Here is a 17,206-nt window from a genome sequence, read left to right on the forward strand (position 1 = left end):
ATTTTATATAAAAATGAGCTCTAATGATAAAATTTATGGATTTTTAATGTATTGCATAAAAATTAAATTTTATACATTAGTTTCCGTGACTACTCATTACATTAGTAGTTGATTGCGAAATGCTCTATCCCGCATCAAATCAGCACTTACATCTATCGAAATGGCTTAGTCCCCCCGTTTTGGGTGTATATATAATGACCAACTGTGTATAACCCATAGTTAAAAAACGAAACAAAAAAAGGGGAACCTTATGCCAATTTCATCTAAACAATTAACCTTTTGTAACTTTTCTTCCGATTTTGATACATTCTTTAATCAAAATTAAAGCAATTTAATTTCCTTATTAAACCATTTTATGAATATCAGTAAATTTATGCATTTTTCTTTTTACCAATCTTATTATTCAAAATTTAGTCGCAAAAAAGATTTTACTATAGACCTTCTAATTTCTCTGTTACATATTTATTCTGAAATGCGTAATTGTTGTGGCTTTTTAACCGTTCCTGATAAATCTCAATTTTCTCGTTTTAAAACTGCTTTCTTTCACAATTTAAATGATTTATTTCATAACCTTGTTGATTACTCTGAAGATTTTTGCCAACAAACTAATCCTTTGTTATCTTCCATTCTAATTACTAATGCTACTTTATGTTATTGAATTTTTCGTACAAATATTTTTTAGGTGATTCGGGTTTTGACACTGATGAAAACTATGCCTATTTACACAATAGAAAAATAATGCCTATTATCAATTTAAACCCTCGTAACTCATCAAATTTACTTCACCCTAATTTAAATAATTTAGGCGTTCCCTGTTGTCCTAATGATACTTCTTTATCTATGGTTTAGATGGTATCACTAGAGAAAAAGGGCGTGCTGATAGATAAAATATATCTGCCCTAAAGTTAATAAAACTAGATTAAGTAGTAAATACATGCCTTTTACGTTGCGATAATCCTTTGGATTTTTATATGGATAAATTCTCACTCTATTTTGCAATTACCTACATTACATTAGTTTTTCTAATAATCCTAAATCATTCAAAAGTATCCTCTTCATCTTCAATAAGCTTCTTTTTATACTCACGAATATCCATCATTCTCTGTATTAGCTGCTTTTCTCTGTTTGTATATTCTTCAACATCTATTTCCTCCATTTCATATTTCAACCTTAATCTTAATAGTTCTTTCTTTACTTTATTTTCATCGTAATACTCTTTTTCAATATGCTCCTGTATTACTTCAAGTACTTTGATAAAACTATTTAATCCAAACATATCTACTTAATTACAAAGGTTTCTTCAATAAAATTGTATGGAGGCCATGGTCCTGTATATTTAAAAATCAGCGAATCTCTATATTTATCAAATAAAGTGTTCATAAGTTTATCAAATTCATTTTCTTTGTCTTTATCTATTAAAAAAGCACTGTTTAATACCATTCTTGGCGTATGAGCAATATTTAATTTACTCTCATATGCACTTTGGGAGAGTTTTTTATGAATTTGATCTACATAATAATCCCTTATTTTATCTACCCTTTCTTCTACTAATCTACCAACCTCTGATATTCTCAATTGACTAGATCCTTGATTTTTCATTATTTCCTCTTTTAATTTTTTGATTTTTTTATCTTCTACTTCCTGTGAAAACGCGTCCTCTGTCCAGTACACTTTTAAACCTACTTCCATTCGCTTTTCAAATCTCTCAAATAAACGGATAAGCTTATTATAATTATTCTTTAAAAAACTTTCTATTTCTTCCTCTGTTTTACATATGTTTCCAAAACTCATTGGAATTATTGGTGCTTTTTTCATAATGCTTTCGATCGTTGTTTCATGTTTTAATATTTCTTCTCCTGTAGGAAAAATTTCATCTTCTTCAATATCTTTTACTACCATAGTAATATCTTTATAATTTACTATCTCTAAATCTTTGTTTTCTAGAATTTTATCGTTGTCCTCAGTATGTTTAACTACACAAAAACAATATTTATTCATTCTTCTTATCACCTCTCGAATTTGAATTGGGAACTAATGTTACGAACAAATACGGAAAATTATACTCTATACCTTCTATCCTATAATTTTCTTTATTAAAACCTAATTTTTTTGAATATTCCTTCTCCTCATTTATTTGAATGCACACTGCTTCAATTTGGGAAAATTTAACTTTCTCTTTTAAAATATTTTTGAATTTAAATTTAATAATAGTCTTCCCATCATGCTCAATGATTTCAATTTTGGGTATTGGTTCTTTTTCTGATGCTATACTTTTGTTTTTAGATTGATTTTGTTCTTTTAAATCTAAATCTCCTACTTGAATACCAAATTTATATAATCCTTTAATATTTTCCCCAGTATTACTAGTCTTGTTTATCGCTCCCTCATATTGTCTAAAATCTTCTTCATTTTCCATCATATCCGAGCAGATATTAACTATTCCAGATATCCCTTTTATTAGACTTCCTAGAGGGGTATTTATTTTATTTTTCTGTACTTTTTTATCATCTTTATCTATTGGGGTTAAATCATTATCATTTCGCATAATATTAATCTCCTCCAACTTAATAGTTTGAGCTTTTATGTTTATCATTTTAATTATAAGTGATCTGTTCGAGTAAAACTTTTGCTTTCTTTTTCTCTTCTAAACTTACTTGGCTATTTGAACTTTCAGAAAGCAAAATATCCTCAAATATTTTTATTTCTAATTCTTTATCTTTCGATAAATTTATTTTATTCATTTTCATTATGTTAGCAATCATAATACTGGATCGAATTGTCGGATGAAATTTGCTACTAGAGCTTTCTCTGAAGTTTCTCACTACATCTACAATATATTGAGCAGTTCTTTTATCAACCTCTGTATTTTTCAGAACAATTTCTAACTCTGTATCTACATCTGGAAAATCTAAATCTATTGTGATCATTCTACTTTTTAATGCATCCTGAGCTTTATATATACCAGAATATTCTTCTGGATTACTAGTAAATATAATTCTAAAATCAGGATGTACCTTAACAAATCTTGTTTTTTCTCTATTTAGAGGTACTTCTACTACACCCTCCTCTAATATAGATAATAAAACATTATTTGCCTCAGCTCTAGATCTAGTAAATTCATCATAAATAAGTGTTGCACCTGTTTTACAAGCATTCAACAGTCTTCCATCAATCCATTTCTGATTATAGTCTATTTGATGTTTCATTACTGAATGTACATAGTTATCTTGAACAATTTTTTTCGTAACACCAAAGTTCCCGCCAATCAAGTCAGTTCTTCCAAATTCTTCATTTCCAAATATGATTTGGTATGGTTTATCCATACGTTTTGCTATATACATTGCTAGCGAAGTTTTTCCTGTACCTGATGGTCCTTTAAAGTGTATTGCATATCCTGTATTTAGATATAACATTGCTCTCTTTGCTATGTTTTTGATATACTCTGTTTCAACAAAAGGTTGTTTTAAATCTACATTTTCTAACTTCATCATAATCCTCCTATTAGTACTTATTCTATTGAACCTCTCTCCTTCAATTCTTTTCGATTATATGAAATCACTTTAAAATTATTATCCATTTTTGCTTCATAAACAGCTATAATATCCTTTCTTCCTCTTTTTCTCATATATTCATCTTCTTGAACAATTTCAAGTTCTGCATCATAACCATCCTCACTTGGCATAATAGAGGTAATTCTGCTATCTCTATCAAAAAGGTCATAAAAAAAATTCTTTAATTCTTCTATAGCTACATTTATAGACATACCTAGCTCTCCCTTCATTGTAAAAATTTACATACTTAACTACTATAAAATATGCATTAATTGCTTAAAATGTTCTAAAAATATATAAAATTAACCCCTCTTAATAAATCTGCTCACTTCTCAATACCTGCCTAAGCGGTATTTAATTTTATCTATTTTCTTATATATATATTTCTTTCATCTCATTTTATGCATATTCCATTCCTATTGTCACTTATTTAAGATGGAAACCTTTAATATTTCCCATTCCCACTAAAATTTTACTCATTACTAAGTAACATGTCCTTTATCTCTGTAATACAATATACTACCAAAAGAAGAAAGGAGGTGTTAACGTATGAACAATGATCAAATTCAAAGTAGTAATTATAAATGCAAGCCCATTCCAGATAGATTAGTAAACGCACTTGTTAAAGAAGTAATCTTCAAAGAAGTACAGGTTAAAGAGATTGAAGAAGTAATAAAAATATGTAAAAACATTAAAAGTATTGAAGGTTGTAATTTAGAGGTTTGTAGAATAAACGTTTATGATTCTGAAGATAAAAACGATTGGATTATTTTTATAGAATTTAAACTAACGATTTCTTATATGTCAAAATATGGATATTCAAGTTCTGTTAAAAAAGTCATTTACTATGAAAAAGAAGTTCCTAAACCACTTCAGGTCAAAAACTATGAAGAAAATTACGAATTCGCTGAATTGTTCCCTTGCGTTTCTATTCCTAGAGCAGAATGTCTAGCTGTTGATTTTGATAACGTTAGCTATTTTTGCCTAATTACTGCAGTAATAGAGTTTAAAGTCAGTATCACTGTAATAGCAAAAAAAGAGTTACTAGTAATGTCTTATTTGCCAGATGCCCTCAATTCCACTAAAGACTAATCTCATTTTAGTTCTACCAGTGATATTTTATTTATCGCATCAAATTCCTTACTGTATAGAAATTAAAAGCTCCACTTTGTAAAAACTTTCTGCTAGCAGAAGGCCTACTATTAATAATAATAATCTGATATTTATACTACACTACTATCTTCACATATTCATTGAAATTCAAATGCCATAATTGGTTTTAAAATTTCCTCCCTAGTTCATTTAGGCATTTCCATTGGTTCTCCCTTATGCTTCCTGATGCCCTAGGTACTTTAGATAGAGAAAAGGCTTCATCAATTATGCTGAAGCCTTTCATCTTTGAGGCGAGAGTGAGATTCTAATCCGCAGTACACTTCGCTAACGTTGCCCTCACGGCGTCGTAACGACGACCACAACTACCTCTTTTTCAGAAGCAAATCAAAACTAACTGAAAATCCCCCACAAAATAGAAAACCTCACTGTCCTTGAAGATCCAAGGAAAGTATCCAAAAAAATATCCGTCCGTATCCTCTCCAATTCCAATTAACTGGATGAACCTCTGCTACCCTCAAATCCTTAAATGAAGTTAGCGGTAAATTTGCAGTTCTTCCAGAACTATCATACAACCCTACATGAAGAATTACACTTCCATTCTTTTCTTCTTTTCACTGTATAATATGACGCGCTTTATAATGTATTCCTGTAGAAAATAATGATTTATCTAAAAATTTGTTTTTCATTACTTTTATTTAAATAAAATCCTTCTTTCCTTCTTCTATCAATTCTTGCTTTTTTAGAAAAAAATAAAAATTGTCACAAGATTGTAAGACGTATCCTTTATAATTCAAATTGTATTATAAAACTACAATCTAAAATTTAAAATGGAGATGATTTTTATGTGTATATTAAAAACAGAAAAACTAAAAAAATATTATGGAAAAGAACTGAACATGGTCAAAGCCCTTGACAGTGTAGATATTGCAATCGATGAAGGGGAGTTTGTATCTATCGTAGGAACATCTGGGAGTGGTAAAAGCACACTTTTACATATGCTTGGCGGATTGGATCAAGCAACGAGCGGAAGTGTACAGGTGGGTAACAAAGATATATTTTCAATGAATGATGAGGAACTCACCGTATTTCGCCGTAGAAATATAGGCTTCATATTTCAAAACTACAATCTTATCCCTGTATTAAATGTGTATGAAAATATTACATTACCGATAGAGCTAGATGGCGGTGTGATCGATCAAAGCTTTTTAGACAACATTATAAAAACCTTAGGTCTTGAAGGCAAACTGAATAATATGCCAAACAATCTTTCTGGTGGTCAGCAACAACGTGTTGCAATCGCAAGAGCATTAGCCACAAAACCAGTAATCATCCTTGCTGATGAACCTACCGGAAATCTTGATAGTAAAACAAGTATGGATGTTATCGGCCTTTTAAAAATGACAAGTAAAAAATTTAATCAAACCATCGTTATGATCACCCACAACGAAGAAATTGCACAACTTGCCGACAGAACGATTCGCATTGAAGATGGTAAGATCGTAGGAGGTGAACGCCAATGAGATTTGCAAATAATAATAAAGCCATCATTAATAAACTGACAAGAAAAAGTATACAATCAAATAAACTAAGAAATCTATTTGCAATTGTTGCGATATCACTCACAACCCTTTTATTCACATCCCTTTTTACCATAGGAATGGGTATGATCGAATCAATGGAACAGCAAACGATGAGACAGGTCGGCGGATATGCGCATGGTGGTTTTAAATATCTTACCAAAGAAGATTTTAACAAGATTAAAGACCACCCTCTTATCAAAGAATATGGTTATTCAATTATGTTAAATATGGCAGAAAACAAAGAATTTTTAAAGCATCATACAGAAATTAGATATGCTACGGATCAACAAGCAAAAATGTTTTTTAGTGATCCCACAACAGGCAAAATGCCCCAAAATGAAAATGAAATCGCAACCGATACAAAAGTCCTTGATTTATTAGGAATACCCCATAAAATCGGTGAAAAGCTTACCATTGAATATACGATAGGCAAAGAAAAGTTTTCTAAAAAATTTGTTTTATCTGGCTTCTGCGGACATGATAAAAGTTCCCCTGCAAGCATGATATTTGTATCTCATAAGTTCATCGATAAAAATCTTACAGATGTAACTATTGATCCAGCAAATCAGAAATATATTGGAACAGGTCTTATTTTTTTAGATATAATGTTTGAAAACAGTAAAAATATCGAAAAAAACTTAGAAAAAATACTCATCGATTGTGGTTACAGTAGTGATGAAAATGCTCAAAATTATATTCCTATAGGGGTAAACTGGGCATATCTATCCACCAACTTTGACATGGATTTGCCAACGATCATTAGTGTTTCAAGTGCAATCCTTTTAATTATCTTTACAGGATATTTGATTATTTATAATATCTTTCAAATATCTGTCATGAAAGATATTCATTTTTATGGTTTACTAAAAACTATTGGCACCACACCTAAGCAGATTAAAAAACTTGTAAAAAAGCAAGCACTTTTATTATCCATTATAGGAATTCCTCTAGGTCTTGTGATTGGTTATTTATTAGGAAATGTACTTTTACCCATTATTATGCATACATCCACTATTGAAACAACTTATATTTCCTCTAGTCCTATTATTTTTATAGGTGCTACAATTTTTTCTGTTATTACCGTATTTATCAGTTGTAGAAAACCTGGTAAAATGGCTTCAAAGGTTTCTTCTGTAGAAGCAACAAGGTATGTGGATGTTACGACGATTCATAAAAAAAAGAAACAATCTTTAAAAGGTGGAAAAATACACAACATGGCATTTTGTAACCTTTTAAGGAGCAAAAAGAAAACCATTGTGGTAGTGATCTCTATGTCCTTAAGTATTATACTCCTTAATTCTGTATTTACATTGACAAAAGGATTTGATATGGATAAATTTTTAAGCACCTTTGTAATAACAGATTTTACAGCAGGTAATGCAAACTACTTTAATATGAATCAGTTTAGATCGGAAGACGATATTCCATCAGAAAAAATGATTCAACATATAGATGCGCTTGATGGGATAGAAAATAAAGGAAGAATTTATTATAACACAAAATACACATTCGTTACCGAAAAAATAACGGGTATACAGTTATACGGATTAGAAGATTTTCCTCTATCACAGCTTAATATATTTGAGGGTGAAATAGATCTAGAAAAATTCAAAACAGGTAACTATATTATTGAAGGTGTATATTCAGACAATAACAGAAATATAAAGTATGAAACAAGCAAATATAATATAGGAGATAAAGTTAATATCTCATTTGAAAACAACACGACTAAGGAATATGTGGTAATGGCAAAAGCAGAGCTTATACATAATATGTCTGTTCGATATTATATTGGAGGTGCTTGTACACTATATCTTCCTTCAAATGAGTTTATAAAGCAAATTAAAGATCCTTTAATCATGAGTTATGTTTTTAATGTGAAGGATACATATATAAACAAAACAGAAAAATTTTTAAAAGATTATACGAATAATATTGAACCCCAGATGGACTATGAGTCCAAACAAAAATATGTAGATGATTTTAAAAACTTTCAAAACATGTTTTTGTTAGTAGGTGGTGTCCTTAGCTTTATTATTGGATTCATTGGGGTACTAAACTTTATTAATGCCATCCTTACAAGCATCATTTCAAGAAGAAGAGAATTTGCAATGCTTCAAAGTATTGGTATGACAAATAAACAACTAAATAAAATGTTAATCTTTGAAGGCGTTTTTTATGCTTTGACAACACTGATCCTCTCTATATTCTTTGGTAGCATCGTGTCCTTCACTATTGTCCAGCCTATGGCAAGCAGTATCTGGTTTTATAAATACAAATTTATCATAAGTCCAATTTTAATTGTATCACCTATTTTAATTTTGATATCCATATTCGTTCCTTTATGTGCAAATATGAGCATCAATAAACAAACAATTGTTGAAAGATTAAGAGAAATAGAATAAATATAAACATTTAGGATACGCATTATTTGTGTATCCTAACTTAGGTGGTATAATATCTATATCATAGGTGTGTAATAGGATGGTGATTTTTGATGAATATATTAATCGTAGAAGATGATAAGCTTTTAAATAAAGGGGTTGCCTATGCATTGATAAAGGATGGCTATAATGTGATCAGTGCTTTTCATTATGATGAGGGATATACTTCTTTTTTAAATAACAATATTGATTTAATCCTACTTGATATAAACCTAAAAAACAAAAGTGGATTCACCCTTTGTGAAGAAATCCGTAAAAAATCTCATGTACCTATCGTTTTTATGACAGTAAATGATACAGAACATGATATCATAAAAGGATTTCAAACAGGCTGTGATGATTATATATCAAAGCCTTTTTCTATAGCCGTTTTGAAGCAAAGAATAATTGCCATATTAAAAAGAACAAATATACACGATAAAAGTATATTTAAGTATAAGGAGATCACGATTGATTATAATATGATGGTTTTTAAAAAAGGTGAAAATTTTATAAAACTAACTAAAACAGAATATAAGTTAATTGAATTACTTACCCAAAATAAAGGTCAGGTGGTATCCCGTCAGACACTATTAGAAAAATTATGGGATGCTGATGGAAATTTCGTTGATGAGAATGCATTAAGTGTAAATATTGGAAGATTGAGACAAAAAATTGAAGATGACCCTAAAAATCCTAAATATGTTATTACAGTATTTGGTATTGGGTATACATGGGGTGAATGCTCGTGAAAATGAATGCTAAAATAGCTATGTACTTTGCTTCCATCTTCGTTTGTTGTATTTTGCTAAATTCCTATATATGGTTTGTCTACAAAGATATCGCTTTACTGAATGCAATTACAATATTTTGTACTTTGATAACAAGCTTATCCATACTATTTATATATGTTTTAAAGAAACATATGGGACATATCTTTAATCAACTTTCACAAGTTATTTCCTCTATGATAGATATGAGAGAAATTGAGGTCTTTTCTATTTTAAATGATGATATGCTCTCAAAGCTACAATCACAGATTATTAAGTTGACAAATATACTAAAAGCACAGAATACAAGAATCAAAAGGGACCGTGATGAAATAAAATCACTGATTTCTGATATTTCTCATCAGTTGAAAACACCTTTATCCAATCTAAAATTATACTATGAACTCATGCAATATCCCTCGATTTCAAAAGGAGAATATACAGAATTTAGCATGAATATACAAAGCCAAATTGAAAAGCTTAGTTTTTTATTGGAAAGTATGATTAAAATGTCACGCCTTGAAGGTGGCATCATTCAGCTCATCCAAAATAAAGCGAACTTAAATGATGTTTGCTTAACTGTAATCAAACAAGCATATGAAAAGGCAAGGAATAAAAATATAGAGATTCAATTTGACTCAGGAGAAGACATTATTTTAAATATTGACAAAAATTGGACTGCAGAAGCAATCTTTAATATCATCGATAATGCTGTAAAGTATACATCTAATAATAGCACCATCATCGTTAATACAATGAAATATGAAATATTTGCAAGAGTTGATATTACTGATAATGGCATAGGCATAGATGAAAAAGAAATCAACAACGTTTTCAAAAGATTTTATAGAGGAGAACATACCCAAGGTGAAGATGGTGTAGGCTTAGGATTATATCTTGCGCGGGAGATTATCACAAAGCAAAATGGCTATATCAAAGTAAAATCACAGATGTCACAAGGTTCTGTTTTTTCATTGTTTCTACCATTGAATTAAAGAAAAATAGGAAGCGTGTTATGGACTCTTCCTATTTTTCTGCATCCTTGCTTGAAGCATCCATCCCTTCATTGATTTCGGTTGCAGCTACACTTACGCCACCCATAGATTCATTAATTGTATGTACATTATTTATTGTATTCTCAAGCATCTTTACATCTTTTTTAGTGGTATCCCCGTTACCGAATCAATTTTTTTACTCATTCTTTCTGTGGATACAGCCGTGTTATTCATACTTTGCTCACATATATACCCGCAATAACTTGTTATAATCAATTCTAGAAAATATATTTCAATTTAAATGCCTACTGTTTAATTAATCCTTAATTTTTCTATTAAAGCTTTTTTGCTCTAATAGTTTATTAACGCTTAATGTAAAAAAAACTCATAGTATATTTTGCACTATGAGTTTTAAAAGCATGGCTATCTTAATATTTGCAACCCCTTCATGCACTCTTCCATCCCTATCGTTTAGAAGATGTTGCGCATATCTAGTAGTTTAGCAAAATTAATTAGCAATTTCACCATCTTCTGGATTTTCACTAAAATCCATACCATACCATTTATCATATATTTCTGACAATGTACCATCTTTTTTCATTTCCTGGATAGCTTTTGTAACCATTTCATTTAATTTTTCTGAATGAGTATTACCTTTTACAAATGGATATGCTTTTGCTCCAACTGCAATGTCTTCATCAACCATCCTTGCATCAATAATACCATTTTTAATCTTATATGCTGCTTCAGCTCCTGCAAAAAGCATAACCTCAACTTTTCCTTGTCGGAAAGCTTCATTTAATAGCTCCGAACTATCATATGTAACTAAATTAATATCGATTTCCTGTTCCTCAGCAATTTTTTCGAATAAGTTTCCACCATTTGAACCAGCTGAAAATCCACAAGTCATACCAGAAATATCTTTTAATTTTTTAAGATCAGTTCTATCAGAATGAACAACTAATTTTTCTGGAATATATGCGTATGGTTCTGAGAAATCATACTTATCCTGTCTTTTAGCATTAATTGTAATAGTATTTCCTACTGTATCAGCTTTACCAGAATCTAAGTATCCGAATAAAGTATTAAATTCCCCAGTAATAAATTCAACTTTAAGACCCGTTTTTTCAGAAATAGCATTCCAAATATCTACCTCATGTCCTTTATGTTCTCCATTTTCTATATAGGTATTAGGTACTGAAGAAGCACCAGATGCTACAATAATTTTAGTAGGTATGTCTGATTTTACTTCATTCGGTTCTTCATTCTTTTTACTTCCACATGCAGTCATACTAAGAATCATGCAAATAAGTAGTGATACTGTAAATATTTTTTTCATTTCTTTCCTCCTATTTTTTAATATGATTTATATAAATTTAAAATTTATATCTTAACAAAATTTTTGAATTCTTTTTTCTAATAACTTTTGAATGTTTTCTACAAAAACTACAATTACCAAATAAATCACTGTTACACATAAATATGCTTCAAAGAAACGAAGACTTAATGCAGCTTCTATTTTTGCTTTTGCCATTATATCGGCGAGCCCTACTGTAAATCCTAATGCAGATCCCTTAATAATCCCAATAAATCGATTTCCAAGAGATGGCAATGCTACAACCAATGCCTGCGGTAAAACAACACGTATCATTGTTTGATACTTTGCCATACCCATTGAATAACAAGCTTCAAGTTGTCCTATATCTACGGATTCTAAAGCTGCCCTTAAATCTTCCGCCATAAAAGAAGCTGTATTTAACGTAAGAGCAATTACAGTTGCTTGAAACGCTGTCATAGATTTTAGTGCTGGGACTACACAAGGCAAACCAAAATATAATATAAATAGCTGTGCTACAAGTGGCGTTGCTCTAAAAAATGTAATATACACACCAAAAAATTGATATACTCCCCATACTTTATAATATCTCACAATTGATATTATAATAGATAATAGTAATGTAAATGCCAAAGATACCAAAGATATTCCTATCGTTATCTTTAGTGCAGGCAAAACAATTGAAAATAAATTAATAAACCATTGAAAATCAAAATTCATTTACTTGTCCTCCACATTATTTGCAGTTACTTTATTCACAAATTTTCTTATTCGTTCATTTGTACAATTTTGAAATATTTCTTTAGGAGTTCCCATTCCTGCAATATAGCCATTCTCTAAGAAAATCATTTTATCAGCAACTTCTTTTGCAAACTTCATTTCATGCGTTACAATCAACATTGTTTTATTATTTTCTGCTGCCAGCTGTTTAATTACAGCTAACACCTCTTCAACTAATTCAGGGTCTAAGGAAGACGTAGGCTCATCAAATAAAATTACATTTGCATTTACAGCCATTGCTCTTGCAATCCCTATTCTTTGTTGCTGACCTCCTGACATTTCTTTTGGATATGCATCTCTTTTTTCTAAAAGACCTACTTTTTTAAGTAAATCAATAGCTATTTCTTCAGCTTCTTCTTTACTTTTCTTTTGAACTGTTATCATAGGTTCCATAACATTTTGAATAGCAGTTTTATTTTTAAGCAAATTGTAATTTTGAAAAACCATGGCTGTTTTCTGCCTTAATACATGAATATCTTTCTTTGAAGCTGTCTTAGCATCTACAGTAAAACCATCAATTGTGATTTTGCCTTCCGTAGGTTTAACTAAAAAATTAAGACAACGAAGAAATGTAGACTTACCCGTACCTGACGGACCAATTAATGCTACAACTTCACCTTTGCTTACTTCAATATTAATATCTTTTAAAATAATAAGTTCTCCAAATTGCATTTTTAAGTGTTCAATCTTAATCATCTTACTATATCACCTAACTTTCTATTTAAAACTAGAGTCTATCAGTACTTATGATTTCGTCGGATATAATAGAATAGCAACAGTCCAAAGCATAAATTATAATGTTCAGCCCAAAATTTCTTGAAATCCAACTTTTGAAAAAAATCAAATTTGACTATTGGTTTTTATTAATTAGTCTATTATTCAACAAATATCTTCAAATATCTTCAAATATTTCCAGATATCATTATATCATTAATAATCCTAATAGATTATTGTATTATTAAATACTTCGTACTTCAACTATAGATATTTTTTATATACTATTCATAAAAAAAACACAATACTTCTATGCTTCATTTAACTTAGCACATAAGATATTGTGGATTCATTTCCTAATTTAAGCGTCATTAATAAGTCGTTTGCGGTACGGTTCTCCTTTAGTTCCTAAATACATAACGCTCATAAATAATTTATTAATCTTATCTATTCCACTTTTTCACTTGGTTTAAGTATTTTATCTTCACGGTCTTAGGGTTTAATGATTTCCTAAAATTTTCAGTAATAGGCATTTTCATCATCATTTTTGATGCTTCCTTAGATTCTTCTATAGACTTCCAATGTTGTATCATCATCCATTGACTATGTTCATTGACTTTAACAAGTTCTGTATCAATAAATCCATTTTGTTTTGAATGAAACTTCTCCTCAAGGTATTCAACATTCTTAATAAATTCTTCATCCGTAATCCCAGAAACAACTTCAAATTCTACAATTTCAGTACATACATTCTTATTCATAATAATATTCCCTCCACTAAACATAGTATTTTTTTATTTAATTTTACTTAATCTACGCCTTAGTGAATAGTAAAAACGCGACAATCAATAATATTTAATTATTTGTTTGATAGAACTATTTTGATTTAAAAATTCTGTTGGCGTACTGCCTGTAAATGATTTAAAATCTTTTATGAAATGCGTTTGGTCATAATAGTTATTATTGTATGCCAGTGAAGTAAAGCTATTATTATTGCTTTTTTTGAAGTAATTTACAGTTTCTTGAAATCTATTGATTCGATAAAATAACTTTGGGCTAATTCCTATATATTTATTAAATATTCTCTCAATCTGCCGCTGATTTATTCCATATTGCTTACAAAAATCATTGATACTCAAATCATTTATATTTTGATTGAATGCATCAAACACCTCATATATTTCTTTTCTTGGTATACGCGAAACATCCACTATCTTTACAACCTCAGTTTCAATAATCTTAATTATCGTATGAATGGAATCGGTGATATTGATTTTATCTACTATATTTTCTGTAAACCCTTTTATAATCAAATCTATCTCAACTGTCTCATCTTTAAACTCTGATATTGGTATTTTTAAAATTGGAAAAAGCCCAGTTGGGAAAAATGAAATACCCAATACCCTTAATACACCGCTTTGATTTATCAAATAGTATTTATTACTAATTCCATTAAAATGAAATCCTCTTGGTACTACTTTAGTTTTTTCATCTTTCGAATATCTAATTGGAGAAGAAAAATTTAAAATCAAATCAATATTACTTACTGGTAAAAGTTTGTGATTAACGTCAACTGATGATTTGGTTTCAGTTACCCAGTAATATTTTATAAGCCTTTTTAACATAGGATGTCTTACTGGATACCTTATGGTTTGTAATAAATTCAACATAATATCACCTCCAATTGTTAAAATAATAATCTTTTATCAATTAATTGAGAATTTAATCATCTAAAAGCGTAATACTATTTTTGCTTATAATAGCATTAGAAAATGCATTCATTTTGATACTATTACACTTCATTGAATTATTTAATGGGAATATAAATATCAAACTCTGAACTATCATGATTAGGACCAAGAAACCTTTCGTCATAGAATTCAAAATCATCTCTTAAATCCACCTCATATTTTGAATATATAATCCATGTACCCCATATGTATTGATAAGTCATTCTCAAGAATTCTACGCTTCCTCTATGTGTAAATATAGCATACTTTCCTCCAGCCAATGCTTTTGCTATCATACCCGGAGGTATTGTATCGTAATTCTCAACTTCTACTCCTACAATCTCATTAAATTCAGCATCCTCATTAAACTCATACATATTGTAATTAGGATTTACTTCACAAATACCATAACCTCTAAGCTGCGGGGTACGGCTTTCGATTTCTAATATTCGAGGGTTAAAATCATTCCACATCTTAGGAATCAAATTATTATTAATAGTAGCTTTACTACGCATTCCGATAATTTTTATATCCAAAACCTCTTTTATCATAGGTTGTACTGTCACTCTATTCATTAAATGCTTTAATCCCATTGTAGTCATCTTTTTTTTACTTCCGATAACTGTTTCAATACGATTCTTTCTATATTCCCTTGGTGTCACTTTATATAACTTTTTAAATGCTCTGCTGAATGCCTCTTGTGAATCAAATCTGTAAGTAAGTGCAATATCAAGTATTCTTCTGTCTGTATATACTATATCGTATGCAGCACTTGTTAAGCGTCTTAATCTGATATAATTACCTACTGTCTCTCCTAATACCGCTTCAAATATCCTATGAAAATGGAAGTAAGAGTAGCCGGCTACACCTGCTACTGCTTCAACCTTTATATCTTCACATAAATTCTGTTCGATAAAATTTATAGCCTTTTCTAATTGATCATAGTAATTCATCTATTCACCAACTTCTTAAATATACTCCCAAAAACTAGATGGAGATTTTTCCTTTTCTATTTTTGCAATATATTCCGTTTTATTTGCAATTTCATTCATTCTAAACATATGCCATTCATTTAATGCAGTAGATCCAAAGCACACCTCAATTGTTCCTTCATTCAAATCAAATATCATCCCTCTGAGTGTTCCAAAAAATTCATCGTAGAAGTGGCAGCATAATCCTTCTGGATATTTGCTAGACAATAGTTTCTTTAAATCCTTTGCACCTATTTTATTCTTACTATTCATAGTATCATGGATTAATTCATATCTTGAAATAGAGTTTTTCATACTTTTAGGTTCATAATGTTTTAGTTCAGGTAAATGAATATGATTGGTGGAACATATGAACTTTTCATCTGTGTTCGCATCTATTTTTCTTATTGCTTTCTCCCCATTAAAACTCTCAATCAAAGCAGCATTTCCATGCTTATCAGCGACAAGCATATTTATATTATAGGCAATTGGTATCTCTTTTGCTAATTCAATAGCTTCGTTAACATTTTTGCAATTCTCCAAAATAGACCTTATAACAGCCCAAAATTGTAACCCTAGGATAGCTGGCTTCCTTGCAAATTGAAAGTTTCCAACTGGCATACCAGCTGAAGTTTGGCTGACGGCAAGACCATGCTCATTCATCCCGTCTCCTCGTCCGAACTGCATGATAGATGATCCTATATGTGCATACCGTCCTTTAATTCGGGTAGAACAAATTATAAGTTCTTCCATTTCATCACTAAATTCATAATTTCTTGCCATTAAAATGTGGCCATTTTCTGTCTTTGATGGCAAAACTGCCATTTGACTACAGCCTGGCTTAAGATAGGTCATTAAATAGTATATTACTTGCCCTTGAGGAATCTTTGTAGCCTCAGCAAATCCTAAAATTTCTTCATTAATACCTGGGCAAAACTTGTCAAACATCTGAAACATTTGTTTTTCCTCTTCTCTTGTAAAAACGCCTTCGGAAAATTTGCTTCTTTCTTTAAGCATTGGAATATCACAGCATAGATTGCCTAATATTTCTCCAACTTCATAATTCGTTCCTTCAATATAGATGTAATGTCCTCTTAATTCTTTCATGGGTATTCCTCCAATCTCATAAGTTATACTCTAAATATAACAAATTTTCTTAGAGAATTTTTGATACATTCTGCTATATTGAATTATCCGAAGAATGAACCCCTTATATTTTTCTGAATTACATCCATATTTAGTT

General features: G+C 30.1%; 17 protein-coding genes. 5 read left to right on the top strand and 12 right to left on the bottom strand.

Going from position 1 to position 17,206, the window contains the following annotated elements:
- Window positions 1-1,036: 1,036 nt before the first annotated feature.
- The 5 genes from EV214_RS05310 to gvpO are packed head-to-tail and all read right to left on the bottom strand — an operon-like array spanning window position 1,037 to window position 3,763.
- Window positions 1,037-1,276: a gas vesicle protein GvpG gene (locus tag EV214_RS05310; RefSeq protein WP_132243475.1), complete on the bottom strand. Its 240-nt coding sequence runs from the start codon at window positions 1,274-1,276 to the stop codon at window positions 1,037-1,039.
- 2 nt (window positions 1,277-1,278) lie between these two features.
- Window positions 1,279-1,998, bottom strand: coding sequence for a GvpL/GvpF family gas vesicle protein (locus EV214_RS05315; RefSeq protein WP_132243477.1), 720 nt, complete (start codon window positions 1,996-1,998; stop codon window positions 1,279-1,281).
- Window positions 1,991-2,545 (bottom strand): hypothetical protein, encoded by a 555-nt coding sequence (locus tag EV214_RS05320; protein WP_165916250.1) that lies wholly within the window; start codon window positions 2,543-2,545, stop codon window positions 1,991-1,993. Before EV214_RS05320 ends, EV214_RS05315 begins: the two co-directional genes overlap by 8 nt.
- Window positions 2,546-2,594: 49 nt before the next feature.
- Entirely contained in the window at window positions 2,595-3,488 is an 894-nt protein-coding gene (gene gvpN / locus EV214_RS05325) for a gas vesicle protein GvpN (protein ID WP_165916251.1), read from the bottom strand.
- 20 nt (window positions 3,489-3,508) lie between these two features.
- Entirely contained in the window at window positions 3,509-3,763 is a 255-nt protein-coding gene (gvpO, locus tag EV214_RS05330) for a gas vesicle protein GvpO (protein WP_165916252.1), read from the bottom strand.
- Window positions 3,764-4,100: 337 nt separating this feature from the next.
- On the opposite strand from gvpO, the gene EV214_RS05335 reads away from it, so the two are divergent.
- From EV214_RS05335 to EV214_RS05355, 5 genes are all read left to right on the top strand, one after another.
- On the top strand, window positions 4,101-4,643 hold the full coding sequence (locus EV214_RS05335; RefSeq protein WP_132243485.1) for a hypothetical protein: 543 nt from the start codon (window positions 4,101-4,103) through the stop codon (window positions 4,641-4,643).
- Window positions 4,644-5,506: 863 nt separating this feature from the next.
- Window positions 5,507-6,184 (top strand): ABC transporter ATP-binding protein, encoded by a 678-nt coding sequence (locus tag EV214_RS05340; protein WP_132243487.1) that lies wholly within the window; start codon window positions 5,507-5,509, stop codon window positions 6,182-6,184.
- On the top strand, window positions 6,181-8,649 hold the full coding sequence (locus EV214_RS05345) for an ABC transporter permease (protein ID WP_132243489.1): 2,469 nt from the start codon (window positions 6,181-6,183) through the stop codon (window positions 8,647-8,649). The genes EV214_RS05340 and EV214_RS05345 overlap by 4 nt, the downstream gene beginning before the upstream one ends.
- A 92-nt stretch (window positions 8,650-8,741) precedes the next feature.
- The gene (locus EV214_RS05350; RefSeq protein ID WP_330571268.1) at window positions 8,742-9,419 is read left to right on the top strand and encodes a response regulator transcription factor; all 678 of its coding nucleotides are present in this window, start codon (window positions 8,742-8,744) and stop codon (window positions 9,417-9,419) included.
- Between the two features lie 2 nt (window positions 9,420-9,421).
- Complete coding sequence (locus EV214_RS05355; protein WP_330571269.1) at window positions 9,422-10,432, top strand: sensor histidine kinase; 1,011 nt, start codon at window positions 9,422-9,424, stop codon at window positions 10,430-10,432.
- A 508-nt stretch (window positions 10,433-10,940) separates the two neighbouring features.
- Here the strand turns inward: EV214_RS05355 and EV214_RS05360 are convergent.
- From EV214_RS05360 to EV214_RS05390, 7 genes are all read right to left on the bottom strand, one after another.
- Window positions 10,941-11,771, bottom strand: a complete 831-nt coding sequence (locus EV214_RS05360) for a transporter substrate-binding domain-containing protein (RefSeq protein ID WP_132243495.1) — start codon at window positions 11,769-11,771, stop codon at window positions 10,941-10,943.
- Between the two features lie 51 nt (window positions 11,772-11,822).
- The gene (locus EV214_RS05365) at window positions 11,823-12,488 is read right to left on the bottom strand and encodes an amino acid ABC transporter permease (RefSeq protein ID WP_132243497.1); all 666 of its coding nucleotides are present in this window, start codon (window positions 12,486-12,488) and stop codon (window positions 11,823-11,825) included.
- Window positions 12,489-13,244, bottom strand: coding sequence for an amino acid ABC transporter ATP-binding protein (locus EV214_RS05370; protein WP_132243499.1), 756 nt, complete (start codon window positions 13,242-13,244; stop codon window positions 12,489-12,491).
- Between the two features lie 461 nt (window positions 13,245-13,705).
- Window positions 13,706-14,023, bottom strand: coding sequence for an antibiotic biosynthesis monooxygenase (locus tag EV214_RS05375; RefSeq protein WP_132243501.1), 318 nt, complete (start codon window positions 14,021-14,023; stop codon window positions 13,706-13,708).
- Between the two features lie 84 nt (window positions 14,024-14,107).
- The gene (locus tag EV214_RS05380; RefSeq protein WP_132243503.1) at window positions 14,108-14,932 is read right to left on the bottom strand and encodes a helix-turn-helix domain-containing protein; all 825 of its coding nucleotides are present in this window, start codon (window positions 14,930-14,932) and stop codon (window positions 14,108-14,110) included.
- Between the two features lie 137 nt (window positions 14,933-15,069).
- Complete coding sequence (locus EV214_RS05385) at window positions 15,070-15,945, bottom strand: AraC family transcriptional regulator (RefSeq protein WP_132243505.1); 876 nt, start codon at window positions 15,943-15,945, stop codon at window positions 15,070-15,072.
- A gap of 15 nt (window positions 15,946-15,960) precedes the next feature.
- Complete coding sequence (locus tag EV214_RS05390) at window positions 15,961-17,070, bottom strand: C45 family autoproteolytic acyltransferase/hydolase (protein ID WP_132243507.1); 1,110 nt, start codon at window positions 17,068-17,070, stop codon at window positions 15,961-15,963.
- Between the last annotated feature and the right edge of the window lie 136 nt (window positions 17,071-17,206).

The sequence above is a fragment of the Marinisporobacter balticus genome (assembly GCF_004345705.1).
Classification (GTDB): Bacteria; Bacillota; Clostridia; order Peptostreptococcales; family Thermotaleaceae; genus Marinisporobacter; species Marinisporobacter balticus.

Bases quoted from the DNA above. Each gene is read 5' to 3' on its own strand.
- EV214_RS05310 (WP_132243475.1), bottom strand. From the start codon at position 1,276: ATGTTTGGATTAAATAGTTTTATCAAAGTACTTGAAGTAATACAGGAG.
- EV214_RS05315 (WP_132243477.1), bottom strand. From the start codon at position 1,998: ATGAATAAATATTGTTTTTGTGTAGTTAAACATACTGAGGACAACGAT.
- EV214_RS05320 (WP_165916250.1), bottom strand. From the start codon at position 2,545: ATGCGAAATGATAATGATTTAACCCCAATAGATAAAGATGATAAAAAA.
- gvpN (WP_165916251.1), bottom strand. From the start codon at position 3,488: ATGAAGTTAGAAAATGTAGATTTAAAACAACCTTTTGTTGAAACAGAG.
- gvpO (WP_165916252.1), bottom strand. From the start codon at position 3,763: ATGTCTATAAATGTAGCTATAGAAGAATTAAAGAATTTTTTTTATGAC.
- EV214_RS05335 (WP_132243485.1), top strand. From the start codon at position 4,101: ATGAACAATGATCAAATTCAAAGTAGTAATTATAAATGCAAGCCCATT.
- EV214_RS05340 (WP_132243487.1), top strand. From the start codon at position 5,507: ATGTGTATATTAAAAACAGAAAAACTAAAAAAATATTATGGAAAAGAA.
- EV214_RS05345 (WP_132243489.1), top strand. From the start codon at position 6,181: ATGAGATTTGCAAATAATAATAAAGCCATCATTAATAAACTGACAAGA.
- EV214_RS05350 (WP_330571268.1), top strand. From the start codon at position 8,742: ATGAATATATTAATCGTAGAAGATGATAAGCTTTTAAATAAAGGGGTT.
- EV214_RS05355 (WP_330571269.1), top strand. From the start codon at position 9,422: ATGAATGCTAAAATAGCTATGTACTTTGCTTCCATCTTCGTTTGTTGT.
- EV214_RS05360 (WP_132243495.1), bottom strand. From the start codon at position 11,771: ATGAAAAAAATATTTACAGTATCACTACTTATTTGCATGATTCTTAGT.
- EV214_RS05365 (WP_132243497.1), bottom strand. From the start codon at position 12,488: ATGAATTTTGATTTTCAATGGTTTATTAATTTATTTTCAATTGTTTTG.
- EV214_RS05370 (WP_132243499.1), bottom strand. From the start codon at position 13,244: ATGATTAAGATTGAACACTTAAAAATGCAATTTGGAGAACTTATTATT.
- EV214_RS05375 (WP_132243501.1), bottom strand. From the start codon at position 14,023: ATGAATAAGAATGTATGTACTGAAATTGTAGAATTTGAAGTTGTTTCT.
- EV214_RS05380 (WP_132243503.1), bottom strand. From the start codon at position 14,932: ATGTTGAATTTATTACAAACCATAAGGTATCCAGTAAGACATCCTATG.
- EV214_RS05385 (WP_132243505.1), bottom strand. From the start codon at position 15,945: ATGAATTACTATGATCAATTAGAAAAGGCTATAAATTTTATCGAACAG.
- EV214_RS05390 (WP_132243507.1), bottom strand. From the start codon at position 17,070: ATGAAAGAATTAAGAGGACATTACATCTATATTGAAGGAACGAATTAT.